The sequence below is a fragment of the Roseovarius sp. W115 genome, from assembly GCF_032842945.2.
In the GTDB taxonomy this organism is placed as follows: Bacteria; Pseudomonadota; Alphaproteobacteria; order Rhodobacterales; family Rhodobacteraceae; genus Roseovarius; species Roseovarius rhodophyticola.
Map to the genome: position 1 here is coordinate 76,214 of NZ_CP146606.1, position 25,319 is coordinate 101,532.

General features: G+C 58.1%; 28 protein-coding genes and 1 pseudogene. 11 read left to right on the top strand and 18 right to left on the bottom strand.

The window, feature by feature from the left end; all coding sequences use genetic code 11:
- Positions 1-38 precede the first annotated feature (38 nt).
- The 5 genes from RZS32_RS00415 to RZS32_RS00435 all read right to left on the bottom strand — a co-directional run bounded on the left by RZS32_RS00415 (position 39) and on the right by RZS32_RS00435 (position 4,376).
- Entirely contained in the window at positions 39-1,427 is a 1,389-nt protein-coding gene (locus tag RZS32_RS00415; protein ID WP_317055069.1) for an MATE family efflux transporter, read from the bottom strand.
- Positions 1,428-1,479: 52 nt separating this feature from the next.
- A complete protein-coding gene (locus tag RZS32_RS00420) occupies positions 1,480-2,385 on the bottom strand; it encodes a nickel/cobalt transporter (RefSeq protein WP_317055070.1) in 906 nt (301 codons plus the stop codon).
- The gene (locus RZS32_RS00425) at positions 2,370-2,999 is read right to left on the bottom strand and encodes a DUF1007 family protein (RefSeq protein WP_317055071.1); all 630 of its coding nucleotides are present in this window, start codon (positions 2,997-2,999) and stop codon (positions 2,370-2,372) included. Before RZS32_RS00425 ends, RZS32_RS00420 begins: the two co-directional genes overlap by 16 nt.
- A 56-nt stretch (positions 3,000-3,055) precedes the next feature.
- Positions 3,056-3,970 carry a polyphosphate kinase 2 gene (gene ppk2 / locus RZS32_RS00430; protein ID WP_317055072.1) on the bottom strand — a complete coding sequence of 305 codons (915 nt, stop codon included), beginning with the start codon at positions 3,968-3,970 and terminating at the stop codon, positions 3,056-3,058.
- 94 nt (positions 3,971-4,064) lie between these two features.
- A complete protein-coding gene (locus RZS32_RS00435) occupies positions 4,065-4,376 on the bottom strand; it encodes an ETC complex I subunit (RefSeq protein ID WP_317055073.1) in 312 nt (103 codons plus the stop codon).
- A 220-nt stretch (positions 4,377-4,596) separates the two neighbouring features.
- On the opposite strand from RZS32_RS00435, the pseudogene uvrB reads away from it, so the two are divergent.
- The 4 genes and pseudogenes from uvrB to RZS32_RS00455 all read left to right on the top strand — a co-directional run bounded on the left by uvrB (position 4,597) and on the right by RZS32_RS00455 (position 8,403).
- A pseudogene (gene uvrB, locus RZS32_RS00440) lies at positions 4,597-6,785 on the top strand (excinuclease ABC subunit UvrB).
- A 56-nt stretch (positions 6,786-6,841) separates the two neighbouring features.
- A complete protein-coding gene (locus RZS32_RS00445; protein WP_317055075.1) occupies positions 6,842-7,519 on the top strand; it encodes a hypothetical protein in 678 nt (225 codons plus the stop codon).
- Positions 7,512-7,901 (top strand): hypothetical protein, encoded by a 390-nt coding sequence (locus tag RZS32_RS00450; protein WP_317055076.1) that lies wholly within the window; start codon positions 7,512-7,514, stop codon positions 7,899-7,901. Before RZS32_RS00445 ends, RZS32_RS00450 begins: the two co-directional genes overlap by 8 nt.
- Positions 7,902-7,974: 73 nt before the next feature.
- Entirely contained in the window at positions 7,975-8,403 is a 429-nt protein-coding gene (locus RZS32_RS00455; protein WP_317055077.1) for a hypothetical protein, read from the top strand.
- Positions 8,404-8,410: 7 nt separating this feature from the next.
- On the opposite strand, the gene RZS32_RS00460 is transcribed toward RZS32_RS00455, so the two are convergent.
- The 7 genes from RZS32_RS00460 to RZS32_RS00490 all read right to left on the bottom strand — a co-directional run bounded on the left by RZS32_RS00460 (position 8,411) and on the right by RZS32_RS00490 (position 12,467).
- The gene (locus tag RZS32_RS00460; RefSeq protein WP_317055078.1) at positions 8,411-9,160 is read right to left on the bottom strand and encodes a hypothetical protein; all 750 of its coding nucleotides are present in this window, start codon (positions 9,158-9,160) and stop codon (positions 8,411-8,413) included.
- A 115-nt stretch (positions 9,161-9,275) separates the two neighbouring features.
- Positions 9,276-9,518 (bottom strand): zf-TFIIB domain-containing protein, encoded by a 243-nt coding sequence (locus tag RZS32_RS00465; protein WP_317055079.1) that lies wholly within the window; start codon positions 9,516-9,518, stop codon positions 9,276-9,278.
- Positions 9,519-9,592: 74 nt separating this feature from the next.
- The gene (locus RZS32_RS00470) at positions 9,593-10,000 is read right to left on the bottom strand and encodes a universal stress protein (protein ID WP_317055080.1); all 408 of its coding nucleotides are present in this window, start codon (positions 9,998-10,000) and stop codon (positions 9,593-9,595) included.
- Between the two features lie 67 nt (positions 10,001-10,067).
- Positions 10,068-10,976 (bottom strand): DMT family transporter, encoded by a 909-nt coding sequence (locus tag RZS32_RS00475; protein WP_317055081.1) that lies wholly within the window; start codon positions 10,974-10,976, stop codon positions 10,068-10,070.
- Positions 10,977-11,333: 357 nt separating this feature from the next.
- On the bottom strand, positions 11,334-11,609 hold the full coding sequence (locus RZS32_RS00480) for a DUF5665 domain-containing protein (RefSeq protein ID WP_317055082.1): 276 nt from the start codon (positions 11,607-11,609) through the stop codon (positions 11,334-11,336).
- Complete coding sequence (locus tag RZS32_RS00485; RefSeq protein ID WP_317055083.1) at positions 11,606-11,926, bottom strand: antibiotic biosynthesis monooxygenase family protein; 321 nt, start codon at positions 11,924-11,926, stop codon at positions 11,606-11,608. The genes RZS32_RS00480 and RZS32_RS00485 overlap by 4 nt, the downstream gene beginning before the upstream one ends.
- A 118-nt stretch (positions 11,927-12,044) precedes the next feature.
- Entirely contained in the window at positions 12,045-12,467 is a 423-nt protein-coding gene (locus RZS32_RS00490; protein WP_317055084.1) for a DUF4864 domain-containing protein, read from the bottom strand.
- 243 nt (positions 12,468-12,710) lie between these two features.
- Between RZS32_RS00490 and RZS32_RS00495 the strand changes: the two genes are divergently transcribed.
- The gene (locus tag RZS32_RS00495; protein ID WP_317055085.1) at positions 12,711-13,151 is read left to right on the top strand and encodes a DMT family transporter; all 441 of its coding nucleotides are present in this window, start codon (positions 12,711-12,713) and stop codon (positions 13,149-13,151) included.
- Positions 13,152-13,228: 77 nt separating this feature from the next.
- The gene (locus RZS32_RS00500; RefSeq protein WP_317055086.1) at positions 13,229-13,555 is read left to right on the top strand and encodes a hypothetical protein; all 327 of its coding nucleotides are present in this window, start codon (positions 13,229-13,231) and stop codon (positions 13,553-13,555) included.
- Between the two features lie 8 nt (positions 13,556-13,563).
- Here RZS32_RS00500 and RZS32_RS00505 read toward each other — a convergent pair whose 3' ends face one another.
- From RZS32_RS00505 to proS, 5 genes are all read right to left on the bottom strand, one after another.
- A complete protein-coding gene (locus tag RZS32_RS00505; protein ID WP_317055087.1) occupies positions 13,564-14,541 on the bottom strand; it encodes an Ldh family oxidoreductase in 978 nt (325 codons plus the stop codon).
- A 21-nt stretch (positions 14,542-14,562) separates the two neighbouring features.
- On the bottom strand, positions 14,563-15,246 hold the full coding sequence (locus tag RZS32_RS00510; protein WP_317055088.1) for an ABC transporter ATP-binding protein: 684 nt from the start codon (positions 15,244-15,246) through the stop codon (positions 14,563-14,565).
- A complete protein-coding gene (locus tag RZS32_RS00515) occupies positions 15,239-16,552 on the bottom strand; it encodes a lipoprotein-releasing ABC transporter permease subunit (RefSeq protein ID WP_317055089.1) in 1,314 nt (437 codons plus the stop codon). Before RZS32_RS00515 ends, RZS32_RS00510 begins: the two co-directional genes overlap by 8 nt.
- Positions 16,553-16,620: 68 nt before the next feature.
- The gene (locus RZS32_RS00520; RefSeq protein ID WP_317055090.1) at positions 16,621-17,124 is read right to left on the bottom strand and encodes a DUF2937 family protein; all 504 of its coding nucleotides are present in this window, start codon (positions 17,122-17,124) and stop codon (positions 16,621-16,623) included.
- Between the two features lie 48 nt (positions 17,125-17,172).
- The gene (gene proS / locus RZS32_RS00525) at positions 17,173-18,564 is read right to left on the bottom strand and encodes a proline--tRNA ligase (RefSeq protein ID WP_317055091.1); all 1,392 of its coding nucleotides are present in this window, start codon (positions 18,562-18,564) and stop codon (positions 17,173-17,175) included.
- A 188-nt stretch (positions 18,565-18,752) separates the two neighbouring features.
- Between proS and RZS32_RS00530 the strand changes: the two genes are divergently transcribed.
- The 5 genes from RZS32_RS00530 (at position 18,753) to RZS32_RS00550 (ending at position 24,952) form a co-directional block, all read left to right on the top strand.
- The gene (locus RZS32_RS00530) at positions 18,753-19,268 is read left to right on the top strand and encodes a fasciclin domain-containing protein (protein ID WP_317055092.1); all 516 of its coding nucleotides are present in this window, start codon (positions 18,753-18,755) and stop codon (positions 19,266-19,268) included.
- A 95-nt stretch (positions 19,269-19,363) separates the two neighbouring features.
- Positions 19,364-20,449 (top strand): AI-2E family transporter, encoded by a 1,086-nt coding sequence (locus RZS32_RS00535; protein WP_317055093.1) that lies wholly within the window; start codon positions 19,364-19,366, stop codon positions 20,447-20,449.
- Entirely contained in the window at positions 20,449-21,120 is a 672-nt protein-coding gene (locus RZS32_RS00540) for a DnaA ATPase domain-containing protein (protein WP_317055094.1), read from the top strand. Before RZS32_RS00535 ends, RZS32_RS00540 begins: the two co-directional genes overlap by 1 nt.
- Positions 21,121-21,171: 51 nt before the next feature.
- Entirely contained in the window at positions 21,172-23,346 is a 2,175-nt protein-coding gene (locus tag RZS32_RS00545; protein WP_317055095.1) for an RNA degradosome polyphosphate kinase, read from the top strand.
- 58 nt (positions 23,347-23,404) lie between these two features.
- A complete protein-coding gene (locus RZS32_RS00550) occupies positions 23,405-24,952 on the top strand; it encodes a Ppx/GppA family phosphatase (protein WP_317055096.1) in 1,548 nt (515 codons plus the stop codon).
- Here RZS32_RS00550 and RZS32_RS00555 read toward each other — a convergent pair.
- Complete coding sequence (locus RZS32_RS00555) at positions 24,949-25,302, bottom strand: hypothetical protein (protein ID WP_317055097.1); 354 nt, start codon at positions 25,300-25,302, stop codon at positions 24,949-24,951. The genes RZS32_RS00550 and RZS32_RS00555 overlap by 4 nt on opposite strands.
- Positions 25,303-25,319 lie beyond the last annotated feature (17 nt).

Sequence of the window (25,319 nt, forward strand, 5' to 3'; positions counted from 1 at the left end):
TTGTTTTTTAATGCGGGTAGGCTGCGACCGCAGGGCGGCTATGTAGCGGTCTCTGGGTCCTCTTGCAAGACCCGCGCGCCCACATTGCGCCCCGACCAGCCCCAGAACCGCACCAGGAGCAGCACCGCCGCCAAGGCCAACCCAACAGCCAGACCCAGCCAGATGCCAACGCCGCCCCATCCCCATGTGAAGCCAAAGAGATAAGAGACGGGCACGCCCACAATCCAGTAGCTGATCGTGGCGATGATCATCGGTGCGCGCGTGTCCTGCACCCCGCGCAACAGGCCCAGTGCCATGACCTGCCCTCCGTCCATCAGCTGAAAGAGCGCCGCCGCCGCCAGAAGGCCTACCCCCACGCCAATCACCGCGGCGCGGTCTGGCTCATCGGGATCTAGGAAAAGCGAGATGAGCGGTTCTGGCATCACCAGAAGGATCACCACGGTGATCAGTGCAAAAGCCATCGACAGGCCCAGAACCACCTTGGCCCCATCACGCAGTCCCGGTCCGTCCCCACGCCCAAAGGCTTGGCCAGTGCGCACCGTGGCCGCGTTGGAGAGACCCAGATGCACCATGAACGTGACCGAGGCGACTTGCATCGCAATGCCGTGCGCGGCCAGTGGGATGGTCCCCAACCAGCCCATCATGAGTGTTGAGGCCGCGAAGAGACCAGTCTCGGCCAGGCTTGTCATCCCAATCGGCCAGCCGAGGCGAAAGACCTGTCCCAGTGCCTCCCAGTCCGGGCGCCAGATGCGGGTGAAAAGCGCATGTTCCGGCTCCACGCGCGTGGCATAGATGGCCAGAACAATGAAAGAGACTGTGGTGGTGATCAATGAGGCCAGTGCGGCCCCGCGTACACCCAATTCCGGCGCGCCCCAGTTGCCAAAGATGAAGGCGTAGTTGACCAACACGTTCAGCCCCACAGCGCCGACCGTCACCCACAGCACGATCTGCGTGCGCTCCAGCGCGGCGAGATAGGATTTCAGCACCATCACCAGAAGCGACGGGATCAGCGCAAGGCCAACCAGTTCGGCATAGTCCCCCGCCAAGGCGGACACGCCCGTATCCTGCCCCATGGACACGAAGATGGGTTCGGCAAACAGCATGATCGGCATCACCAGTGCTGCAAACATCATCGAGGCCCAGCCGCCCATGCGCGCCACGCGGCGGATTTGGGTTTCATCCCCCGACGCCGCGGCGGCGGCTACCATCGGCATCACCGCCCAGGCAAAACCGGATCCAACCAGAAAGAGCGTATAAAACAGCGTCCCGCCCAGCACTTCGGCGGCCAGCGCCTCGACCGAGTACCAGCCCAGCATCACCGCATCGGTGAGCGTGATGGCCATCTGCGCCACATGGCTGCCCACCAAGGGCAGGCCCAGCTTGAGCGTTGCGCGCGCATGTTGGCTATATGTGAGGCGAGCTTGCATAGATCAGCCCTAGAGCCGCGCTGTCATCGGCGCAAGAAGATTACTGTGCGGACTAAAGCGTGCGCATCATCAGTTGCAAAGAGACGATGGCCACCAGCGCGCCTGCAGCCATCTCTACCAGCGGCAGAGCGCGCGGAATGCGCCCGGATGTGGCCAATCTTGCCAGCAGACCATCGCGCAAGGTGACTGACGCGATGGCGACGGCCAAGGTGACGCTGGCCGTGCCCAAGCCCATGATGAACGCGCCGACGACACCTGCCATGCCGATACCAAGCTGAACCGTCAGGATAAGCAGGAACAGCGCCCCGGTGCAGGGACGGATGGCGATGGCCCCAATCAACACGAGCATATCGCGCAGCGTGCGCGCCTGAGCAACATGTTCTGCATCCGGTGCATGGCTGTGCCCGCAAGTGTGACAGACGTGATCGTCATGGTGATCATGGTGATCATGGTGATGCGGCTTGCGCGCTTGCCGCCAGTGACGCAACCCGCGCAACAAAAGCCACATGCCCACGGCTGCAATCGCGGCATAACTGGCAGGTGCCAGCCATCTGTCTGAGACATCCGTCATCGCGGTGCGCGACAGCCCCAGGATGAACACCCCGGCATAGACCAGCGCCACAGCAACGGCGGCTTGCGCGAGGCTGGAGATCACGGCGATCAGGCTCAAACGGGTCAAAGGCACCTGCGCGCCCAGGCCGTACCCGCCGATCAACAGCTTGCCATGCCCCGGCCCCGCCGCGTGAAAAAACCCATAGGCGAAACACAAGCCCCAAAGCCCGGCGAGCGCGGCGCTGTTGCCCGCGCGCAGCTCTTGCAGATAGCCCGCCATGGCGTTCTGCACCCGTTCCTGCCCAGCGGTTGCCCAGCTCAGGATGTGGTCCGATCCGCCCATGCCCCAGAGCCAGACCGCAAGACCAACCACCAGAATTGCGCCCCCCGTCACGACGTGGCGCATGTCACCTCCAGGCGGTCGGTGTAGTATTTGCCAACACGGAACTCTTCAAAGAAGGACTCACCCGACTGATCGCCCAAACCGGCCACCCACTCAGTAACCTCATCCAGATTGGGTCTCGTGATTGCGGTCTTGCACGTCTCGGGCAACCCGTCAACGGATCGCAGCGTCAAGGCTGCATAGTAATACGGATCGAACGGCTCTACGACCAGATCATGGGCCTCTGTCGGCTCCAAACTGCGCCGATGCACCGTCTCAAGCTGCCCATCGACCAATTCAACCGAAATGGCTTCCGGTGTGCCCAAAACTATCTTCTTCTGCCCCGAATGCAGGAACAAGGCGCCCTCGAACCCCTCTGGCCAGTCCGTCAACTCGAACCCCAGAAGGGCCGCTTTTTCGTCTTCGGTCAGCTTGAGGTCCGCGTCCGCGTCATAGCCCCCATCCGCCAGCACCAAGAGTGTGAAAAGCCCATCATATGTCCAGCGCACCTCAACTGCGGTGATGTTGCCGTCTGTATCTGTCTCAAACGTCAGACCGACATCCACAAAGACATGCGGATGGGCCTGCGCCATTGGCGCAACCCACATCAACAGCATCAAAGCAAAAGCGCGAAACATGATCCCAGACTTAAGCCGGGTGCAACCCCCGAGCAAGCCCGATAGGCGCAATCACGCTATTGTTTGCGACGTGTTTCGGGATGCAAAGATTTGCCCAAGATATGATCGGCCTTGTGCAGCACATGTCTGGCCGAAGATACGATCAAAGGATCCGGCCCCGTGACGATCTTGTGGTCCTTGCCCGGATAGTCAACCGAGTTCAGGAAATGCTGCATACAGGCCAGCCGCGCGCGTTTCTTGTCGTTGGACTTAATCACCGTCCAGGGCGCATCGGCCGTGTCGGTGTAGAAAAACATCGCCTCCTTGGCCTCGGTATAATCGTCCCACTTGCCAAGGCTTTGCTTGTCAATCGGGCTAAGCTTCCACTGCTTGAGTGGATCATTGGCGCGACTGTCAAAGCGGCGCTTCTGTTCGCCCTGCCCGACCGAAAACCAGTATTTGTAAAGCTTGATCCCCGAGCGCACCAGCATACGCTCAAGCTCGGGCGTCTGGCGCATGAATTCCAGGTATTCGGCAGGTTCGCAAAACCCCATGACCCGCTCAACACCGGCCCGGTTGTACCAGGAGCGGTCATAGAACACCATTTCACCCGACGTCGGCAGATGGTCGATGTAACGCTGGAAAAACCACTGACCTTTTTCCTCGTCAGTGGGCTTATTCAGCGCCACAACCCGCGCCTGCCGGGGGTTGAGATGCTCGGTAAAACGCTTGATCGTGCCACCCTTGCCCGCCGCATCACGACCTTCAAAGATGAGTACAAACTTCTCGCCACTCTCCTGCGCCCAAAGCTGCGCCTTCAAAAGCTCCGCCTGAAGCTGCGCTTTTTGGGTTTCATAGTCCCTTCGGCTCAGTTTGTCAGAGTAAGGATAGGTCTCGTTTTCGGCATCCGTACCGGGCGCATCCTTGGCCGCCACAGGCACAGCTTTCGCCACAGGCTTCACGTTTTGCGCTTTTGCAGCTCCATTTGCCATCACACTCTCCCGTTCAATTTGACATGTCCAAGTCTACCTTTGATCCACAAAAGCAACCTTGATCCGTATCAAAAATGAAAGAGTTTTGGGTGCGTTAATGCGTCCACGCACCCCGGCGATTGGTGGCGAAATTCTCACCATACCCGCCCTTGCGGATATTGGCCTTGCGCTGCTTGGGCTCACTCACCACAGCCTCAATGCCATGGTCCTGCGCATATTCCAATGCCGCTTCCTTGGTCTCAAAGCGAAGACGCACCTGTGTCTGCGTGTCTGCCGAGCTGGTCCATCCCATAAGCGGATCAACCTCACGGCCCGACTCGTTAACGAATTCCAAAACCCAGTGCTTGGTCTTGGCACTGCCCGACTGCATGGCGTTGCGCGCTGGCTTGTAAATCCGTGCTGGCATGTCAAAACTCCATTTCCCGCGCAATGGATGTACCGCAACTGCCCCCACCCTCACAAGAGTGCAAATACGCGCAATACACATCAAGCCGGCTTCTTTCTTGTCACAAATACCCCTGCCCTGACCCTGACATTTTATGTCAGCAATATCGTCGCGCGCGACGGCGTACCTTGAACTCTGTGGCCCAGGCATCAACTCTGATGAGAGCCAAAGGAATCGCCCCATGCCCTATGCCCATTCCGACAAAACCGACGCCCTGATGCATGCGCCCGCGCCTGACGTGCGCGAGCGGCTCAAGCTGGAGGGCGGCAAGCGGTTTGAGATGGTGACCGAGTTTGCCCCGGCCGGCGACCAGCCCACGGCGATTGCCGAGCTCAGTCAAGGTGTCAACGAGGGAGAACGCGATCAGGTGCTCTTGGGTGCCACTGGCACGGGCAAGACCTACACCATGGCCAAGGTGATCGAAGAGACCCAGCGCCCGGCGATCATCCTGGCCCCCAACAAAACGCTCGCGGCGCAATTATACGGCGAATTCAAGGGGTTCTTTCCCAATAATGCGGTAGAATATTTCGTCAGCTACTACGATTATTATCAGCCCGAAGCCTACGTGCCGCGCTCGGACACTTATATCGAGAAAGAATCCCAGATCAACGAACAGATCGACCGCATGCGCCACTCGGCGACACGGGCACTTTTGGAGCGTGACGACGTGATCATCGTGGCCTCAGTCAGTTGCATCTACGGCATCGGCTCGGTCGAGACCTACGGCGCCATGACGCAGGACCTCAAGGTGGGCTCGGACTATGATCAGCGTGCGGTGATGGCCGACCTTGTGGCGCAGCACTATCGCCGCAACGATCAAGCGTTTCAGCGTGGATCATTCCGGGTGCGTGGCGACAGCCTCGAGATCTTTCCGGCCCACCTTGAAGACCGTGCCTGGAAGTTGAGCTTTTTCGGGGAGGAGCTTGAATCCATTACCGAATTCGATCCCTTGACAGGTGAAAAAACCGACAGCTTCGAGCACATCCGCGTCTACGCCAATTCGCATTACGTGACCCCGAAACCGACGATGCAACAGGCCATGATCGGCATCAAAAAGAACTCCGCATGCGGCTCGATCAACTGGTGGATGATGGCCGGCTGCTCGAAGCGCAGCGCCTGGAACAGCGCACGAATTTCGATCTGGAAATGCTGGAGGCCACGGGCGTTTGCAACGGGATCGAGAACTATTCGCGCTACCTCACAGGCCGTGCACCGGGCGAACCACCCCCCACGCTTTTTGAGTTCATCCCCGACCATGCCATTGTTTTTGCAGACGAATCCCACGTCTCCGTCCCCCAAATCGGCGGCATGTACAAGGGCGACTATCGCCGCAAATTTACGCTCGCGGAACATGGCTTCCGCCTGCCGTCATGCATGGACAACCGCCCGCTCAAATTTGAGGAATGGGATGCCATGCGCCCGCAATCGGTCTTCGTGTCCGCAACGCCCGCCAAATGGGAGATTGAGCAAACCGGCGGTGTCTTCACCGAACAGGTGATCCGCCCCACCGGCCTTTTGGACCCTGAGGTGGAAATCCGCCCCGTCGAGATGCAGGTCGATGATCTCTTGGACGAAGTGCGCCGCGTCTCTGAGGCCGGGTATCGCACGCTTGTCACCACCCTGACCAAGCGCATGGCCGAGGACCTGACTGAGTATCTGCACGAGCAAGGCATTCGCGTGCGCTACATGCATTCCGACATTGATACCATTGAAAGAATTGAGATTCTCCGTGATCTGCGCCTGGGCGCATTTGACGTTCTGGTGGGGATTAACCTGCTCCGAGAGGGGCTTGATATCCCTGAATGCGGGCTGGTGGCGATCCTTGACGCCGACAAGGAAGGCTTCCTGCGCTCTGAGACCTCGCTCATTCAGACCATCGGTCGGGCTGCGCGCAATGCCGATGGCCGCGTGATCATGTATGCCGACCGCATCACCGGCTCGATGGAGCGCGCCCTGGGCGAAACCAACCGCCGCCGCGACAAGCAGATCGCCTATAACAAAGAGCACGGCATCACGCCCGAGACGGTGAAGAAAAACGTCGAGGACATTCTCGCCGGTCTCTACAAAGGCGACGTGGACATGAACCGCGTCACCGCCAAGGTTGACAAACCCATGGTCGGCGCCAACCTAGCCGCCCATCTCGACGGTCTGCGCGCCGAGATGCGCAAGGCGGCGGAGAACCTGGAGTTTGAGGAAGCCGCGCGGCTGCGCGATGAGGTCAAACGGCTGGAGGCGGTGGATCTGGCCGTGGCGGATGATCCTTTGGCGCGTCAGTCTGCGGTTGAAGCAGCGAGCGATGGGGCCAAGGGAAGGTCAACGGCTGGGAGGCCTGGGCAAAGGGGTGGGAATGTGAAGAGGCGGAAGAGGTGATTAAAATCGTTCACTTTGCGATTGAGCCGCGTTAGACAAACAACAGGAGGAAATGGATGCCACTGGACGACGCGATTCTCGGTAAAGGGGTTTACACACCAAGAGAAGCAGCTCGTCTTACGCGAACCACTCCACAACACGTGCTTCGTTGGACAAGAGGAAGTGGTCCAAACCAACCGCTTTGGAACGCTCACTACCAGTTTTTGGACGATGACGTTACAGAGATTAGCTTTTTAGATTTGGTCGAAGTACGCGTTGTAACGGCACTGAGAAAAGCATCCATTTCTCTACAATCTATTCGTTTTGCAATGGCATTCGCAAAAGACAAATTTGGCATTGAGCGCCCACTGGCTTCACAGTCTTTCAGGACAGATGGCAGCGAAATTTTGATGGAAGCAGTCGAAATGGACGGCCAGTTCGTCAGTCTGTCCAAGAAAAGCCCGGGTCAAAAAGTTTTCCGTAAGATCATAGAACAGTCTCTAAACGACCTTGAGTACGACAATGATCTTGCCTCACGCTGGCGACCAAACAAATTCTCCAGCGTGATTATTGACCCCGCTCGCCACTTCGGAGACCCCATTCTGGACGAGTTTGGAATATCCACTAGCGTACTATACCAAGAGTTCTTAGAGTTTAGGGATTTGAACTACTTAGCAAAAATCTATGAGATTCCAAAACAAACAATCTCATTGGGAATTGCTTTTGAAGAAGATTTAGAAGAGGCAAATGGTTAAGGTTCTTTTTGACCACAACATGCCTCCCTGCATCGCCAAAGCTTTGAACGAGCTGATAAATATTGACGGCCATTCTGCGTTTGCTTTGCGTGATTTGTTCCCTACAAACATTTCGGACATCGAGTACTTCGACAAGTTGGGCCGTGATTGGATCGTGATCTCAAAAGATTTGAAGAACTCAAGAAAGAAGGCTGAAAGAGCCGCGATTCTAAACAACCAAGTCATTGCATTTTATCTTTCACCCGCATTGCAAAAGAAGAAAATCGGACAGCAAGCAGCAGCCATTTTATGGCATTGGGACAAAATGCTCGCGCAACGTTCGTTGATGAGAAATGGTCTCTTTCAGTTGCCAGAAAACAAATCTCAGTTCAGAGCGCTTTAGCAAAATCAATAAATCAAATTCAGCAACCTTCACCGCCCTCGCCCTCAACCCAAACCGCCCTACCTCCCCCAACATGCGCCACATCGCCCTCCTCTGCCTCTTGCCCACCTCGCTCCATGCCTGGGAATTCACCCCCGGCCTGCCCTGCCGCCTGAGCCACGAAACACCCGATGCGGCCATAGAGCTGACCTACGACCCGACACGGCCGCTCTATACGGTCACGATCACGCGCACGGCCCCTTGGCCGCAAACCGAAAATTTCCAGATGCAGTTCACCGGCCCACAAGCCCGCCGCATCGGCACGGACCGCCATCAACTGAGCGAGGATCTGCAGTCTTTGACGGTCGCCGACACAGGCTTTGGCAATGTGCTTGATGGGCTGCAATTCAACGTCACAACAACGGCAATTGCGGGAGAGACCCGTGTTCCCTTCCCTCTGGCGGGCATTGCCGAGCCTCTGGCCGCCTTTCGCGCCTGCGACCCGTCAGCGCCTGTGTCCTAGCCTGGCGTCACACTTTCAGCGCCGCATCACTCAGCTTCTGGTAAAACGGCGCATGGTGATCCAGGTACTCCCGCAGATGCGGCACCTCTTCGGCCAGAGCCTCAAACTCCATCTCCTTGCGCAGCATTTCCTCGGCATCGGCTGTTCGGATCCCCGAGGACGTCATCGCCTCTTCGTGCCAGGCGCTCACATGCTCCCACTCCCGCGGCGGGGCCTGCCAGTCGAACGCGGCCTCGCGATAGTCCAATCCCACTTTCGCCCAATAGGCACGCATGATGCCTTTGGGGTCGGCGCGTACGGTCTCGGCATCCAGCACCACGGCCTCATGCCCGGCGGCGCGCACCGCCTCATAAAGCCGCCATTGCGCCTCCAGCCCCACATGTTCAAGCGTAAAGCCTTGATCCAGCTTGTAATAACTCAGGATCGAGGCCAGCGGGGAGCGGATGAGAAAGCTATGTGTGATCCGGCCCAGAGCCTGAGCATCCTCCAACATGCGCGGCACCACGTAATAGGCCATGTCCTTGAAGAACACCGGCTGGCTGGCGGCCTCAGCCTCCATCATCGCCAGAATGCCATCATAGTCAGTGGGATGACCGTCAATCGGTTCAAACCCGGGAAAATCGCGCCCCTGCCCCACGTAATAGTCATGCATGAACGGCTCATGCAGGCAGGTCAGATCGCCGCGTTCGCGCATGATCCGTTCTGTCGCCGTCGACATCGAGCGCGGATGCGCCCAGAGTGCAATGATTTGATGCATGTCCCCTCCCGCGCTCAGGTTAACGCGCGGCGCGGCATGGGGCAATTGCCGGAATTTGAGTATTTGATTGAACAGTGAAAATCTGTGCTACAGGCTTTCACTGTTCTAAAAATACTCAGAAATCGAACAGATCTTCCAGGAACCCGCCTCGGCTTTTCTTGCGCCGTGGGCGGTCGTCCCCCTCCCAGTCTCGTGCCTCGCGCCGGGGCGCGCGCGACGGTTCGGGGCCAGAGCGTTCAATGATTTTGTCCAGCTCTCCGCGATCCAGCCACACGCCGCGGCATTGTGGGCAATAGTCGATCTCAACGCCCGAGCGATCCGATATCACAAGGGTTTCTCCGTCCACCGGACATTTCATTCTTATCCTCCATAAAACTGCCTGTTCTATAGAGGGATGTGGGCGCGAGACACGCCCAACTCAAGCCACCTGCGTCAGCGCACCACATGCACCGCGCAATTGGCATGGCGCACCACGTAATGGGCCGTCGAGCCAAGCAACAAATCCTGCATTCCAGGCCGGTGGCTGGCAATGACGATGCAGTCGGCATCGTTGTCATTCGCCCAATCCATAATGGTTCGCCCCGAGTGGCCATCTACCACCACACCGGCGGCGTTGGGCAGGTCCTTGGCCAGTTTGTCAAGCTCTGCCTGAATGGCCTCATGCCGGTCATCAAGATAGTGCGCGGGCAGATACGAGGTTGCGTAGGCCGGGATCTGTTCGATCACGTGCAACAGTGAAATGCGGCCCCCTTCGGCCATGACGGCACCGGCTATTTCCATCGCTCCGGCGGCATCGCGGTCTTCGTCGAAAGACACCGGAACAACAACATGATTGTACATTTGGACCTCCTGTAAATGTTTCAGGAGGAATCCTGCCACATCTGCAGAGATCACGCCTTGATCTGGGTCACGTCCGACGCCGAAAAAGGCGCCCGTCAGTTATGGCAAGTCCCACAGCAATAAGGGCAAATCCAATGAGCGCCTCAGATCCAAGCGTCTCCCCCAGAAACGCCGCACCCAGACCGACGGCAAAGGGCGGGATCATCAGGGTGACCAGCATCAGGTTGGCCGCACCCGCACGTTTGAGGATGGCGAAATAGAGCAGATAGGCGAGCGCCGTGGACAAAGCCGCCACCGCCAGAAGCGCGGCCCAGACGGGCGCAGAAAGATCAAAACGTGGCATACCATCGACCCACAAGGCCACCGGGATCATCAGGATCGTCGACCCGATGAGCATGCCCAGCGCGTTCATCTGCGGCGGCTGCCCGGCCAGCGCCACTTTGCCCCAGACAGAGGCAAACGCATAGCTGAGCGCCGCCGCCAGCACCGCCAGTTGCGCGAGGTTGCGCAGGTCGATTCCCGAGAGCAAGTCCACACCCATGATTGCCGCCACACCGGCCACGCCAAAAAGCGCTCCGACGATCTTGGGCCAGGTCAAAGGCTCATCCTTGAGCAACACCCCTGCCACAACGGCGCCGAACACCGCCGTGGTCCCGTTGAGGATCGACGCCAGCCCGCTTTCGATCTGTACCTGTCCCCAGAAGATCAATGAAAAGGGAATGGCATTGTTGAGCGCCCCCATCACCAGATAGGCCCCCCAGATCTTTGGCGCACGTGGCAAGTATAGCCCCATGAGCCGGACGACGACAAAGAGGATCGGCACCGCCCAAAACACCCGATGCAGCGTGATCGTCAAAGGCGGTACTTCACGCAAGGCAATCTCGGCGAAAAAGAAAGACCCGCCCCACACAGCGGCCAACGCCAAGAGCATAAGCGCAGCGGATGGTGTGATACGGGAGGACGTCTGTTCAGTCATTCAGGGGGAGTGGCATGTGCAAGGGCAAAAGACGACCCGAAACTTGCTGGATTGGGGGGAGGTGGAGTTTGAGAGGGAAGCAGAAGGGGTCCAAGAGCCGCGCGATGGCCAGACCGCGGGATGGCGATCTGTCGTTGGTTCAAATCACTTTATGTCGGCCAAACCTGCAAAGCCGTGGAAGGATGCGCGTACATCGACCAATCGCCAGCCCGATGGGGCGGGGTGGCGATCGCGCGGCGGCGCTACGCGCCTTGGTTCCGCGCGAGAGTGCTCAACGGCAGCAAAGTCCCGCAAAGCAGCCATTCCTAAAAATTATGCATAAAACGATGGCATTTTTTAAGAACTGCGCACCCGCCCCTACTCCCGCGCCGCTTCCATCTGATTGGCAATCTCTGCGGCCCATTCGCCAATTACCGGCAGAAATTCCACCTGACTCACGGACCAGGCGACCAGAGACAAGAGCACGGACGCCCCCAGCACAGTGCCAAGACCAAAGGCCAGGCCGCGGGCAAAGCTGTAGCTGAGCAGTTTCGGGATTGAGTTGTGGATGCGCACGAAGGACAGCTGATTGAGCCGCGCAACCTCCTCGCGCAGTGCTCGCATTTCCTGCGTCATGTCTGGCTCTTCGCTCACCCAAAACTCTCCGCCACGTCATACATCACCGGCTCAAAGCTTTTGCACAGCTCGTTGATCTTGCGGTTCCGGCGGCGCATTTCTTCGCTGCGCAGCATGGCGAGAAAATCATCGCGCTTTTGCCATTGCGAATAATTGGCAATCCGCGTCTGGGCGTCGTTCACATGCAGTCCCGCCACCACAAAGCCGGGCTGTTTGGAGATAAACGCCTGATACGCCTCGCGCAGCTCATCCAGAAGATCCTGACACGCGCCGGGGGAGGTCTCAAATGTGGTGATGACGGTTTGAATATCAGCAGATGGATCAATCGAAAGCATCAGCGGTCTCCTTCCTGATGCTCAAAGACTACCAACTTCCACGATCAGGGCAATTCCCAATGCCCAGGACCGACGGTTCCGAAGATCAACAGGTCAGGCGGTTCCGAAGATCAACAGGTCAGGCGGTTCCCTCTCCGGCCCTGCGCACGCGCACCCCGTTGATCTTCCAGCCGTCCTCTCCCGCAATCATTTCATACTCAAGCTCATAGTAGACCCCGTCGGCATCCCGGATGAGCACATCCTGCACCAGCGCTCCGCCAACATCGCGGGTGTCCAGAAATTCCACTTCAGACGGCCGCCAGACCATCGGATATCCGTTGCGCACCATCTCACCAAACCGTTCGGATGTGCCGAACATACCCTTGATCATCGGGCTTGCGAACATGAACGCGGTGGCAAAATCATCGTCTTGAAACGCCGAAAGCTGATCCGAAATCACTTTTCGGGCGGCGTCGTCTGCATGGGCGGATTTGGAAGCACCCAAACCAACCATCAGGGCAAGCAACAGGCTCAACAGCGGGGCAATGATCCTACGGGGCATTCTGCATCTCCTTACGGCAAAACTAGCGCATCGACCCACGTGATCAAATTTTGTTTGAAATTAACTGCGCCCAAAACGGACGAGGGCCCAGGTTCTGGATCCCGCAATCCGTCAGCCTGGGCCTGCGTCCCGCACCACGGGAACTGTTGGGAAGGTGTATATCTCAATGGCACAGTTTCGCTTTGATCTGGATCAGATTTCGCAGACATGAGAGAGTTCATCCAAATTCAAAGGAGAGACGTCATGCCAACTACGCTTTATGCTTTTGTCATGCTACTTGCAGGCGTTGCTGTGCCACTTCTGGCTGCACTTAATGCAGCCCTGGGTGTCAGGTTGGGATCACCTGTGGCGGCCGCCGCGATCCTGTTTTCAGTGGCATTCATGGCCTCCTTGCTGGTCTTGGTGATAAACGGGCCAAGCGCCGTGCTGGGGGTCACAAAAGTGCCAAAGCATCTTCTTCTGGGGGGTGTGCTGATTGCCTTCTACGTTTTGTCTATCACCTTCATCGCACCGCGCTTTGGTGTCGGAAATGCGGTCTTCTTCGTTTTGCTGGGACAGCTTATCTCAGCGGCGCTGATTGATCAGTTTGGGCTGTTCGGCAACCCGGTGTCTCCCTTGTCGATGACGCGTGCCGCAGGTATCGGCTTTATGGCGGCTGGGGTTTTCGTGACACAGCAAGCGTGAAGAGCCTGCTCTCGCAATCGTGGATTGTAAGTGATCAGATGAGGCCAATATATAACTAAAAAATTTTGGTAGAGCACATGAATCGTTTTTACAGACTAATCAACAAAGGTTTGATCGCCTCGCTTTTGGCGACAGGTCTTTTGGCAACCGGTCTTACGGCCCCTGCATCGGTATCCCACGCAAATGAGGAACTGAACCCGTCAGATCTTGTTCCACGCCGCTTCAGCGTTGCAAGGTTTACGCAACTCTCGGACACAGAGATTTATGATGTGTTGATCGCCGTGCGTCGTGGGCGTTCTATCACGATCGACGGCTGCTCGGTCTCTGAGAGCCGGGCAATCATTCGCAGTTCAAGCAAAGATCCCGAAGTGGCGCGCCGTCAGGCATTAACAAGCTGCGGCTGACGCGCGGCTTACTGCCCGGCAAGCGCCCGCACTGATTGCAAAACGGAATCTTCAATGTCCACAGGATCGGCCACCTGACGCCCCTGCCCTGGAATCCGCGCCTCTGCGTCCCGCGCAACAGCCGTTTCCACTTGGGCCAGACGATCAAAGAAAGCGCCCGACGTGGCGGGATCCATAATCAGGTAGTAGTCGCCAATATCATGGGGTTCGCCTTCGGGAGCTTTGAGCGGGCCAATGTCGACGCCTGCGAGGCTTCCGGTCATACCGGAGGCCAGAAATTCAGCCATCAGGCCAAAGCCCCAGCCTTTATAGCCACCCATGCTGACCAGGGATCCTTTGAGCGCCGCTTCAGGATCCGTGGTGGGCTGGCCCTCGGCGTCCACGGCCCAGCCTTCGGGAATGGACTGCCCTGCGGCCTTGGCCATCGTGATCTTGCCCAGGGCCACGGTTGTGGTGGATTGATCAAACAGCATCGCAACACCGCCCTTGCCGTCTGGCACAGCAAAGGAAATCGGGTTTGTGCCAATCACACGGTGCTTTCCTCCGGGCGGGGCCACCACAGGTGTTGCATTGGTCATGCCCAAAGCGATGTAGCCGGCCCGAGCAATCTGGGCGGTGAAATAACCCAGTGAGGTGCAGGTATGGGCGTGGCAGACCGCCAGAGAGGCCACACCAGCCTCTTCAACGGCCTTTAAAGCCTCAGGCAAGGCCCGGGCAAAGGCGGCTTGCGCAAAGCCATACTTGGCGTCCACAAGAACCGTACCAGCCCTGGGGCGTGTGACTTCTGGGTCGGCATCACCTTTAACGCGACCGGTTTTCAACTGCTGGCAATAGCTTTCGAGGTAGTAGAGCCCGCAGATCTTGTTGCCCAAACCTTCGGCTTCGCGAATGGCCGCAGCGACTTCCGTGGCAACCCAGTCTACCGCTCCGTGGCGCAAGAGCGCGGACTTGGACGTGGTTTCGATCTCGTTCAAAGACAGTTTCATGTTATCCCCTGTTTTGGGCAGCTATGCCGCCACCACCTGACCACCGTCGAGCTTCACCACCCGGTCCATGCGCGCGGCCAGCTCAAGGTTGTGTGTGGCGATGAGCGCCGCGAGCCCTGTACCGCGCACAAGGTCCATCAGGGCGGCAAACACTTGATCCGAGGTGCCCGGATCGAGATTGCCCGTTGGCTCATCCGCCAAAAGAAGACGTGGGGCATTGGCCAAAGCGCGGCAAAATGCGACGCGCTGTTGTTCGCCGCCTGACATGGCCGAGGGGCGGTGGCTGGCGCGGTCTGCGATGCCGACGCGCGTCAGAAGATCGCGCGCACGCGCCTCTGCGTCGCTCTTGGCAATCCCGTTGGCGAGTTGTGGCAGGACGATGTTTTCCTCAGCCGTAAATTCCGGCAGGAGATGGTGAAACTGGTAGACAAAGCCCACATCCTGACGCCGTGCAATGGTGCGGCGGCGGTCGCTGAGCCCTGTCATATTGACGCCGCCAATCTCAACCGTGCCAGTGTCGGGGGTATCGAGCAGCCCTGCGATGTGCAAAAGCGTGGACTTTCCCGCCCCTGAGGGAGCCACAAGCGCCACCATCTCACCCGCCTTGATGTCAAGCTTTGCGTCCTGCAGCACGGTAACCGCATTGGTCTTGCCGCTGTTGTAGGTCTTGGAGAGCCCCGACAGGCGCAGCATGACATCACTCATAGCGCAGCGCCTCAACAGGGTTCATCCGCGCCGCGCGCCGGGCCGGAAAGATGGTCACGATGAAACTCAGGCCCAGGGAAAGGCCAATGGCCGACATCACATCCCAGAATTGCAGCTTGGCAGGCAGGTTATAGATCCCCCGGATCGACGGATCCCAGACACCCCCGCCCATCATGTAATTCACGAAGCTGAAGAGCGGGTCGATGTAAACAGCAAACAAGCACCCAAGAATGACGCCAAAGAGCGTGCCGAGGATGCCTGTCATCGCGCCGCATATGAAGAACACCCGAAGGATTGAGCCTTCGGTCAGGCCCATAGTGCGCAGGATGCCGATATCCCGGCCTTTGTTTTTCACCAGCATGATCAACCCGCTGGTGATGTTCATGGCGGCAATCAAAACGAGGATCGACAGGATGACAAACATCACGTTGTCCTCCACCTCCAGTGCGCGCAGGAACCCACCGCTGGCATCACGCCAGGACCAAAGCTGCGCACCGTCACCCGCTGCGCGCAGAAGGGCCAGGTTCATCTCATCCACCCTCTCAGGATCGGTGAACATAACCTCAAGCTCGTCCGCCGTACCTTCGCGGTTGAAAAAGCTCTGCGCCTCCTCAAAAGGCAGATAAACGCGCACTTGGTCGATGTCATAGCGCCCGGCGGAAAAGATATAGACCACGTCATAGGCGTTGATACGGGGACTGGTGCCTGTCAGAGGGTTTGTCGAACCGGTTGGATTGACAAGCTTTATCTTGTCGCCCACCCCGACACCCAAAGTTCTCGCAACGCCTGACCCAATGGCAATTGGACGATCGAGACTTTCCTGCGGGTTCACATTGAAATCTTCAATATTGCCCAGCCCCGTCTCAGGGTCTGCGATACGTGGTAAGGTTAACAAGTCTTCATGTTCAATTCCAAAGACTTGCACGCCTGTGCTCTTATCGCGCGCCAACGCCAAAACTTGCGCTTTGATCAACGGCGCAACCCGCGTCACGCCCTCAACCTCGCGCACACGGTCAGCCATCTCAGCATAGTTGGGGATCGACCGGTCCACCCGGCCCGCCTCATTCACGGTTCCGACGCTGTAGACGGTCATGTGCGCGTTCGAGCCCAGGATCGTGTCCACAAACTCTGCGCGAAAGCCTGAGCGCACCGAGAGCGTCGCAATCAGGGCAAACACCGCCAGCGTGATGCCAATCAGGCTGATCCAGGTCATCACGCTCACGCCACCCTCGGCGCGTTTGGCCCGCAGATACCGCCAGGCGATCATCCATTCAAATGCGGAAAAAGGTGCCGGTTGGGCTGCCACTCTGGACCTCAGGTGTTCGTTTGCGCGGACATTGGTCAACAAGCGCGCCGGGGTCAAGCGGAAGGCGGTCAGTTCACTTGCGGTGCGCGGTCTTTGCGGCGGAAAAGGTTGGCGACAAAGCCAAACACTATGCTGATCAACCCATAGCCAACGGCCAAACCCATTGCGGCGAACCCGATGCCTTCAAAGGTCAATGGCACAGCGGGCCGGAAATCCGCCAGCGTTTCCTGCGCCAGCTTCGGCTCGGTGAAGCGCCACGGCGTGAATGCGCGTTCCAAGGATGTGCGCCCCTGCAATTGAGACAAATCCTCGCTCAACCGGTCGTGGCGTTTGAAAACGCGGGACATGGAAAGCGCCCTTGCCTCTCCCATGGCTGAGCCAAGTTCAAGCTGCTGAATGGCCGCGCCACGATCCAGACCCAGCGCCGTGGCGTCCCGGTCAAAATCGGCCACGATCACGGCCAATTCATCGACCGCGCCGGACAAGCGCTGATAATACTGTTGCGAGTATTCAGGGAACTGGGAAAACCCTGCACATGCGGCAATGCCGCCCGCCAAAGCGAGTGCTCTCATCATACTAATCCTGCCTCGTTCTTTTTATTATTGAGGACAGTATAGCATTTAAAGCCAGGTGTGGAAACTCCGCTGTGCCATAGGCTCTACGGCCACACTCCGGTGATGAGGCGCGTAGATTTCTGCAATCTTTTCAATGGCTTTTTCCGGTGGCATCTCTTCGCTTTCGCCGGTTTTGCGACTGGTCAGCTCGACAACGCCGTTCTTGAGCCCCCGCGGCCCCACCGTGATCCGCCAGGGCAGACCGATAAGATCCATCGTGGCAAACTTGCCCCCTGCCCGCTCATCGCGGTCATCATAAAGTGGCTCAAGACCGAGAGCTGTCAGCGAAGCATACAGCGCCTCACAGGCCGCATCGGCCTCGGCATCGCCCTGCTTGAGGTTGACGATCCCGGCATGGAAAGGCGTGACACCTTCGGGCCAGATGATGCCATTCTCGTCATGGCTTGCCTCGATAATCGCCCCCACCAGTCGGCTGACGCCAATACCGTGACTGCCCATATGGACAGGAACAGGTTTGCCATCAGGGCCTTGGACCGTCGCGCCCAAAGGTTCTGAATATTTGGTCCCGAAATAGAAGATTTGCCCGACTTCGATACCCCGCGCCGAGCGCCGCCGCGCCTCAGGCACCTCGTTGAAGATCACCTCGTCATGGGTTTCGTCCGTGCGCGCATAGCGCGAAGTGAATTCCTCCAGCACCGCCTGACACTGCTCAACGCTGTCATAATCAATCTCTCGCTCGCCAAAGCGCAGGTCGGTGATCTCACTGTCATAAAACACTTCGGACTCGCCGGTTTCAGCCAGCACAAGGAACTCATGCGTGTAGTCGCCCCCAATCGGCCCACCATCGGCGCGCATCGGAATGGCCTGCAGGCCCATGCGTTCATAGGTGCGCAGATAACTCACCAGATGGCGGTTATAGGCGTGAAGCGCGTCTTCCTTGCTCAAATCAAAGTTATAGCCGTCCTTCATGTAAAACTCGCGCCCCCGCATCACGCCAAAGCGCGGACGGATCTCATCGCGGAATTTCCACTGGATGTGGTAAAGCGTCAGCGGCAGGTCCTTGTAGCTGCCGACATGGGCGCGGAAAATATCCGTGATCAGCTCTTCGTTGGTCGGACCATAGAGCATATCGCGGTCATGCCGGTCGCGAATGCGCAGCATTTCCTCGCCATAGTCGTCATACCGCCCGCTTTCGCGCCAGAGGTCCGCGGACTGAATTGTCGGCATGAGCATCGGAATATGCCCCGCGCGCATTTGCTCTTCATGCACGATGTTTTCCAGCTTGCGCAGTACTTTAAACCCCAGCGGAAGCCAGGAATAAATCCCGGCACTGGCCTGCTTGATCATACCCGCGCGCAGCATCAAACGGTGGCTGGCAATCTGGGCCTCAGAGGGCGTTTCCTTCAACACAGGCAGGAAATAACGGGACAGGCGCATGGGCACTCTCATCTGAAAAACTGACGTTCGATCCCGTTTATGGCTTTGCCCTGCATGAAACAAGACAGGATCGGCGGGAAATGGAGCATCCGGAAAAAAGATACGTGCGGAAAGTGAACCAATCCGCACGTATCCGCGTAGCTCTATGCACATGCACAGAGCATGCTAGCAAAAAAGAGGTACTAAAAATGAACTCGATCTTCAAGATTGCCGCAATGGCTGCCACAGCCGTAACACTGGCAACTGGCGCGAAAGCCGCCAATATTGTTGAGATCGCAGCAGGGGATGAACGTTTTTCCACGCTCGTGGCCGCGGTTCAGGCCGCAGGTCTGGCGGAAACGCTGTCCGGTGAAGGCCCTTTCACTGTGTACGCCCCTGTCAATGACGCATTCGCCGCTCTGCCAGAAGGCACAGTTGAAACACTGCTGAAGCCAGAGAACAAAGACCAGCTGACCAACGTGCTGCTCTATCACGTTGATGACCGCAAACTGACCGCGGGTCAGATCCCAGGCGGGTCGAACTATTTCAAGCCGGTTCTGGCCTCTGAGCGTCTGTGCATCACCAAAGATGCGGGCGGCGTGAGCATTGCAGACGGCACTGGCGAGAGCGCCAATGTTGTTATCGCAGACATCAAGGCCTCAAACGGTGTGATCCACGTTGTGGACAAAGTGCTGCTGCCGGGTACACGCCCTGCTTGCCACTAAAGCACACTGACTTTTCAAGGGGCGTTCCAATGCGAGCGCCTCTTGAAACCCTGCCCGTCATACGCAATGTGTAAGCGAACACATTTTGAGGGCAAATGGCACTTCCCGTCTCAACACAGCTGAAATACTGGGGCTTCGCCTCGGTCTTTTTCTTCCTGTTACTCTGGTTTCTGGGCGATGTGATCCTACCCTTCGTGCTCGGCGGAGCCATCGCCTATTTTCTGGACCCTGTCGCGGATCGCCTTGAAAAGATGGGGTTTTCACGGGCTATTTCGGTCACGATCATCACCTTGATTGCCCTGATGATCTTTGTGGTCATGGCGCTTTTGGTGATTCCAACGTTGGTCGAGCAGACCGCCAACCTGATCAACATAGCCCCGCAGCTTTTCAATGACCTGCAGGCGTTTTTAACGGATCGCTTCCCGCAACTGGTCGATGATACCTCTACCCTGCGCCAGTCCCTGATTTCCGTTGGCGAAACCATTCAGGAACGCGGCGGGCAGTTGATTGAAACCGTGTTGTCTTCGGTGTCTTCGCTGATCAATGTCGTGGTTCTTCTGGTCATTGTACCTGTTGTGGCGTTCTATCTGCTTTATGACTGGGACCGTATGGTGGCAGAAATTGACCGCCTTTTGCCTCGCGATCATGCCCCTGTCATTCGCCAGCTTGCCGGAGAGATCGACAACACGCTCGCCGCGTTCATTCGCGGCATGGGCACCGTTTGTCTGGTGCTGGGCACGTATTACGCCGTGGCATTGATGCTTGTCGGGCTGCAGTTTGGCCTCGTGGTCGGGGCCTTTGCCGGGTTGATCACCTTCATTCCTTACATCGGCGCATTGCTGGGCGGGGCCTTGGCCATCGGATTGGCCTTGTTCCAATTCTGGGGTGACTGGGTATCCATCGGTCTGGTGGCCGGGATTTTCATGATTGGTCAGGTGCTTGAGGGCAATGTCCTCACCCCCAAACTGGTTGGCAGTTCGGTAGGATTGCACCCCGTCTGGCTCATCTTCGCGCTGTCTGTGTTTGGCGCGCTCTTTGGCTTTGTTGGCATGCTGGTCGCTGTGCCTGTGGCCGCTGCCATCGGCGTTCTGGCGCGTTTCGCCACCGGACAGTATCTGGGCAGCAAGCTCTATCGGGGACTTGAACCAGAAGACCCCGAGCCGGAGCAGGACGCGGAATAATGCCCCAGCAGCTCAGCTTTGATTTGCCCGTCAGAACAGCCCACGGGCGAGAAGACTTTTTTGTCTCTTCTGCCAACGCCAACGCGGTGGCGATGATCGAAGGGTGGCAAAACTGGCCCGGTCGCAAACTGGCGCTGGTTGGTGCCGAGGCCTCAGGCAAGACGCATCTGGTGCATGTCTGGGCCACACTGTCAGGCGCTGAAGTTGTCGAGGCCACAGACGTGGCCAAGGCCGACATTCCCACCCTGGCAAGCGCCTCGGTTGCGGTCGAGGACGTGGATCAGATCGCAGGTCAGCCAGAGGCCGAAGAGGCGTTGTTCCATCTGCACAACCTTGTTCTGGCCGAAGGACACAGCCTTCTCTTCACCGGACAAAACGCGCCGAATTTCTGGCCCATGACCCTGCCCGATCTGGCCAGCCGCTTGCAAGGCACGCCGGTGGTCGCGCTTGAGGCCCCCGATGATGCGCTTTTGACCGCACTCATGGCCAAGCTTTTCCATGACAGACAGGTGGTGCCCACCGCCGATGTTCTGCCCTACCTTGTGCGCCGCATCGACCGATCCTGTGCTGCGGCACAAGCCACCGTTGAGGCGCTGGATGCCGCGGCTCTTGCGCAAGGGAGGGCCGTCACCCGCGCTCTGGCCAAAGAGGTTCTGGACAAGATGGGCTGATACGGGCACACTCGTCATCTTCCCGTTAACAAAACCTATCATAAGCCCCGGATGAGCAACGCAGATTTTTTGAAATCCCCCTTTCCAAAGCCGGTTACGCCGGAGGGCCAGGATGTGAGCGGACGCGGGCGGTTTTGTAACCGCGAGCTGAGCTGGCTTGGCTTTAACTGGCGCGTTTTGGAAGAGGCCAAAAACCCGCGCGTGCCGCTCTTGGAACGTCTGCGGTTTCTGTCGATTTCCGCCACCAATCTGGACGAATTTTACAATGTGCGCGTCGCAGGCCTGCGTGAGCTGGCTCATGCAGGCAACACCACACCGGGCATCGACGGGCTGACGCCAGCCGAACAACTGATCCTCATCGACGAGGATGCGCGCAAGCTTTTGGCGGATCAGCAGGACACACTGCAAACGCTTCGAAAGGAAATGGAGGCAGAGAACATCTCCATTCTGGACGGCAGAGGCTTGTCGAAGGAAGATGAGGGCTTTTTGGAAGACACCTTTCTGGCCAAGGTTTTTCCGGTGCTCTCCCCACTGGCCATTGATCCGGCGCATCCCTTCCCCTTCATACCCAATCTGGGCTATTCGCTGGCGCTTCAGATGGAGCGCAAATCAGACAAGCGCCCCTTACAGGCGCTTTTGCCGATCCCCGCGCAGATTGACCGTTTTGTGACGCTGCCTTCTGAACCCGGCGCGCATCGCGCCCTGCCGCTGGAAGAATTGTTGCTGTTGCATCTGGGACATCTCTTTCCGGGCTACACCTACAAGGCACATTGCAATTTCCGCGTCCTGCGGGACAGCGATCTTGAGGTCGAGGAAGAGGCCGAAGATTTGGTGCGCGAGTTTGAAGTGGCTCTCAAACGCCGCCGCCGTGGCGAGGTTGTGCGCCTCAAGATGTCCTCTGGTGCGCCCGAGGAATTGCGTCGCACGATCATGCACGAGTTGGATGTGAAACCCTACGAGGTGGTAGAAGTCGAAGGCATGATTGGCCTTGCAGACCTCAAGGAGCTTGTGATCGACAGCCGCCCGGACCTTCTTTGGCCCAGCTTCACGCCGCGCGTGCCCGAGCGGGTGCAGGATCATGATGGCGACATGTTCGCAGCCATCCGGCAAAAGGACATGCTGCTGCATCACCCCTATGAAACCTTCGATATGGTGGTGCGCTTTCTGAGCCAAGCGGCACGTGATCCCGATGTGGTGGCAATCAAACAGACGCTCTATCGCACGTCCAAGAAATCCCCCATCGTCGAGGCGCTGTGTGAAGCCGCAGAGGATGGCAAATCCGTCACCGCTTTGGTCGAGTTGAAGGCGCGCTTTGATGAGGCGGCCAACATCCGGCAGTCGCGGCGTTTGGAACGTGCGGGCGCGCATGTGGTCTATGGGTTTATGGATCTCAAGACACATGCCAAGATCTCGACTGTGGTGCGCCGCGAAGGTGACAGCCTTGTCACCTACACCCATTACGGCACCGGCAATTATCACCCCGATACGGCCAAAATTTACACCGATCTCAGCTTTTTCACCTGTGATCCGGCGCTTGGGCGGGATGCCACGAAGGTGTTCAACTTCCTCTCCGGCTACGCCCAGCCGGAAATGCTTGAAAACCTTGCCATTTCTCCCGATGGCATGAAACCCAGGCTCATCGAGATGATCCGTCAGGAAATGGCGCATGCCAAGGCAGGCAAACCGGCGATGATCTGGGCCAAGATGAACTCGCTCATTGAGCGAGATGTGATCGACGCGCTTTACGAGGCCAGTCAGGCCGGAGTGAAGATCAGCCTGGTGGTGCGCGGGATTTGTGGTCTCCGGCCAGGCATCAAGGGTTTGAGCGACAATATCCGCGTGAAATCGGTCATTGGACGATTTCTGGAGCATTCACGCATTGTGTGCTTTGGCAATGGCGCGGGCTTGCCGTCGAAAAAGGCGCGGGTTTTCATCAGCTCTGCCGACTGGATGAGCCGCAATCTCAACCGACGGGTCGAAACACTCATTGAAATCACCAACAAGACCGTCAAGGCCCAGATTGTCAGCCAGATCATGGCGGCCAATATGGCGGATGTGGCGCAAAGCTGGGTCATGTCGCCCGAAGGACGGTTTGAGCGTGCCATCATCCCCGAAGGCGAATTTGCCTTTAATTGCCACCGGTTTTTCATGGAAAACCCATCTCTGTCCGGGCGCGGGTCCGCGGGCGCATCCGATGTGCCACAGCTGACGCACACCGAAGACTGACTGATTGACCGGACTGCATACGCTGGCGCATAAACATCGCAGCAGAACCGGGGATGTCATGGACGGAACAACCGACGCCACGCAGAGCGATTGGGGGCCTTTTGGTCGCCCACTGTTCGAGGACCCCCGGGCCAAGGCGCTCAGCCGTGTCGGTGTGGTTGATGTGGGATCAAACTCGGTGCGTATGGTGGTGTTTGACGGCGCCGCACGAAGCCCGGCCTATTTTTACAATGAAAAGATCATGTGTGCGCTTGGCGCAGGACTATCAGAGACCAGGCGTCTGAATCCTGATGGGCGTGCACGCGCACTGGCCGCCATAAAACGGTTCAAGCTATTGGCGGATAACATCTGTGACGGGCCTTTGACGGCGGTGGCCACGGCGGCCATTCGCGAGGCCGAGGACGGCCCGGCCTTTCGCGATGAGGTCGAACGCGAGACCGGCATTCAGCTTTGGGTCGTGGATGGTGAGGAAGAAGCCCGACTCTCTGCGCAAGGCGTGCTGTTGGGCTGGCCCGGGTCCTATGGCCTTGTTTGCGACATTGGCGGGTCGTCCATGGAATTGGCCGAAATCAACGGTGGTGAGGTGGGCAAGCGGCTAACCTCTTCGCTTGGTCCCTTAAAACTCAAGGATCTCAAAGGCGGCAAGCGCGCGCGGCGCGCGCATATTCGCGATACCCTGACCACGATGTATGACCAGATGGGCGAACAGAAAAACCGTCTGTTTCTGGTCGGCGGGTCCTGGCGCGCGATTGCCAAGATCGACATGGAACGACGCGGCTATCCGCTTAATGTGCTGCATGAATACCGAATGAGCGCCAAATCTGTGCGCGCCACGGCGGATTATATCAGTGAATGCGATCAGGAAGAGCTGCGCCAGCGCGCCGGTGTGTCCACAGCGCGGATGGACCTTGCCGTCATTGCCATTGATGTGCTGCGGCAGGTGGTGAAAACCTTCAAGCCCCGCGACATCGCCGTGTCAAGCTATGGCATCCGTGAGGGGCTTCTCTATGAACAAATGCCCCAGGCCCTGCGCGACCGGGACCCACTTATTGAGGCGTGCCGGTTTGCCGAGGCCAAGGATGCCCGCCTGCCCGGCTACGGGCGTATGGTGTTCAACTTTGTCCAGCCTCTGTTCCGCTCGGTGCCCAAGGACCAGTCTCGGATCATCAAGGCTGCCTGCCTCTTGCATGATGTGAGCTGGCGCGCGCATCCCGATTACCGGGCCGAGGATTGCTTTGACAACGCCACCCGCGCCAATCTGGGCGGTCTGAAACATGCCGAACGCGTCTTTCTGGGGCTGGCCTTGATGCATCGCTACTCCAACCGGCGCGAAGGCACGCGGTTTGAGGCCCTGACCAAGCTGGTCACGGCAAAGGATGAGCACCAGGCCGAGGTGCTTGGCAAGGCGATGCGCCTTGCCGCGATGTTCTGGTTGCGTAAGGACGAGACATTGGGCGAGCTGGTGTGGAAACCCAAAAAGCGGCATTTGACGTTGAAGCTCTCAAAGGCGGCAGAGCCGATGTTTGGCGAAGTCGCACAAGCGCGCTTCAACTCTCTGGCGGAAACCCTTGATGCGGAAACGAAAGTCCGGGTCGCCCGCGGCTAAATCTCGATATCCCCATCGCTGTCTTCCGCCGCCTTTTCCGCAGGCGTTTTCTTGCGAATGATGATGTCCCCGTTGGGCAGGATTTCCGGCGCGTGATAGGCGCTCAGATCCTCGATTTCCCCCAGCAGGTTCATGAAGCCCGGACCAATCTCAGTCATGAACTGTCGCAGCGCGGGCTCCATGTCTTCCGCCATCCCTTGAAAATCCTTCAAGGCGGGTTCCATTTCACGCATGAACCCTTCCATGAAAAGCTGCGCCCCGCGCTCCATAAGCGAGGGGCCTTCTTCTTCGGCCAGAGCGGGTTGCGCAAGTGCGCCCAGCAAGACCACAGGGTAAATCATATGCTTCATGGCCCTAATATAATCGA

Bases quoted from the DNA above. Each gene is read 5' to 3' on its own strand.
- RZS32_RS00415 (WP_317055069.1), bottom strand. From the start codon at position 1,427: ATGCAAGCTCGCCTCACATATAGCCAACATGCGCGCGCAACGCTCAAG.
- RZS32_RS00420 (WP_317055070.1), bottom strand. From the start codon at position 2,385: ATGCGCCACGTCGTGACGGGGGGCGCAATTCTGGTGGTTGGTCTTGCG.
- RZS32_RS00425 (WP_317055071.1), bottom strand. From the start codon at position 2,999: ATGTTTCGCGCTTTTGCTTTGATGCTGTTGATGTGGGTTGCGCCAATG.
- ppk2 (WP_317055072.1), bottom strand. From the start codon at position 3,970: ATGGCAAATGGAGCTGCAAAAGCGCAAAACGTGAAGCCTGTGGCGAAA.
- RZS32_RS00435 (WP_317055073.1), bottom strand. From the start codon at position 4,376: ATGCCAGCACGGATTTACAAGCCAGCGCGCAACGCCATGCAGTCGGGC.
- RZS32_RS00445 (WP_317055075.1), top strand. From the start codon at position 6,842: ATGCCACTGGACGACGCGATTCTCGGTAAAGGGGTTTACACACCAAGA.
- RZS32_RS00450 (WP_317055076.1), top strand. From the start codon at position 7,512: ATGGTTAAGGTTCTTTTTGACCACAACATGCCTCCCTGCATCGCCAAA.
- RZS32_RS00455 (WP_317055077.1), top strand. From the start codon at position 7,975: ATGCGCCACATCGCCCTCCTCTGCCTCTTGCCCACCTCGCTCCATGCC.
- RZS32_RS00460 (WP_317055078.1), bottom strand. From the start codon at position 9,160: ATGCATCAAATCATTGCACTCTGGGCGCATCCGCGCTCGATGTCGACG.
- RZS32_RS00465 (WP_317055079.1), bottom strand. From the start codon at position 9,518: ATGAAATGTCCGGTGGACGGAGAAACCCTTGTGATATCGGATCGCTCG.
- RZS32_RS00470 (WP_317055080.1), bottom strand. From the start codon at position 10,000: ATGTACAATCATGTTGTTGTTCCGGTGTCTTTCGACGAAGACCGCGAT.
- RZS32_RS00475 (WP_317055081.1), bottom strand. From the start codon at position 10,976: ATGACTGAACAGACGTCCTCCCGTATCACACCATCCGCTGCGCTTATG.
- RZS32_RS00485 (WP_317055083.1), bottom strand. From the start codon at position 11,926: ATGCTTTCGATTGATCCATCTGCTGATATTCAAACCGTCATCACCACA.
- RZS32_RS00490 (WP_317055084.1), bottom strand. From the start codon at position 12,467: ATGCCCCGTAGGATCATTGCCCCGCTGTTGAGCCTGTTGCTTGCCCTG.
- RZS32_RS00495 (WP_317055085.1), top strand. From the start codon at position 12,711: ATGCCAACTACGCTTTATGCTTTTGTCATGCTACTTGCAGGCGTTGCT.
- RZS32_RS00500 (WP_317055086.1), top strand. From the start codon at position 13,229: ATGAATCGTTTTTACAGACTAATCAACAAAGGTTTGATCGCCTCGCTT.
- RZS32_RS00505 (WP_317055087.1), bottom strand. From the start codon at position 14,541: ATGAAACTGTCTTTGAACGAGATCGAAACCACGTCCAAGTCCGCGCTC.
- RZS32_RS00510 (WP_317055088.1), bottom strand. From the start codon at position 15,246: ATGAGTGATGTCATGCTGCGCCTGTCGGGGCTCTCCAAGACCTACAAC.
- RZS32_RS00520 (WP_317055090.1), bottom strand. From the start codon at position 17,124: ATGAGAGCACTCGCTTTGGCGGGCGGCATTGCCGCATGTGCAGGGTTT.
- proS (WP_317055091.1), bottom strand. From the start codon at position 18,564: ATGCGCCTGTCCCGTTATTTCCTGCCTGTGTTGAAGGAAACGCCCTCT.
- RZS32_RS00530 (WP_317055092.1), top strand. From the start codon at position 18,753: ATGAACTCGATCTTCAAGATTGCCGCAATGGCTGCCACAGCCGTAACA.
- RZS32_RS00535 (WP_317055093.1), top strand. From the start codon at position 19,364: ATGGCACTTCCCGTCTCAACACAGCTGAAATACTGGGGCTTCGCCTCG.
- RZS32_RS00540 (WP_317055094.1), top strand. From the start codon at position 20,449: ATGCCCCAGCAGCTCAGCTTTGATTTGCCCGTCAGAACAGCCCACGGG.
- RZS32_RS00545 (WP_317055095.1), top strand. From the start codon at position 21,172: ATGAGCAACGCAGATTTTTTGAAATCCCCCTTTCCAAAGCCGGTTACG.
- RZS32_RS00550 (WP_317055096.1), top strand. From the start codon at position 23,405: ATGGACGGAACAACCGACGCCACGCAGAGCGATTGGGGGCCTTTTGGT.
- RZS32_RS00555 (WP_317055097.1), bottom strand. From the start codon at position 25,302: ATGAAGCATATGATTTACCCTGTGGTCTTGCTGGGCGCACTTGCGCAA.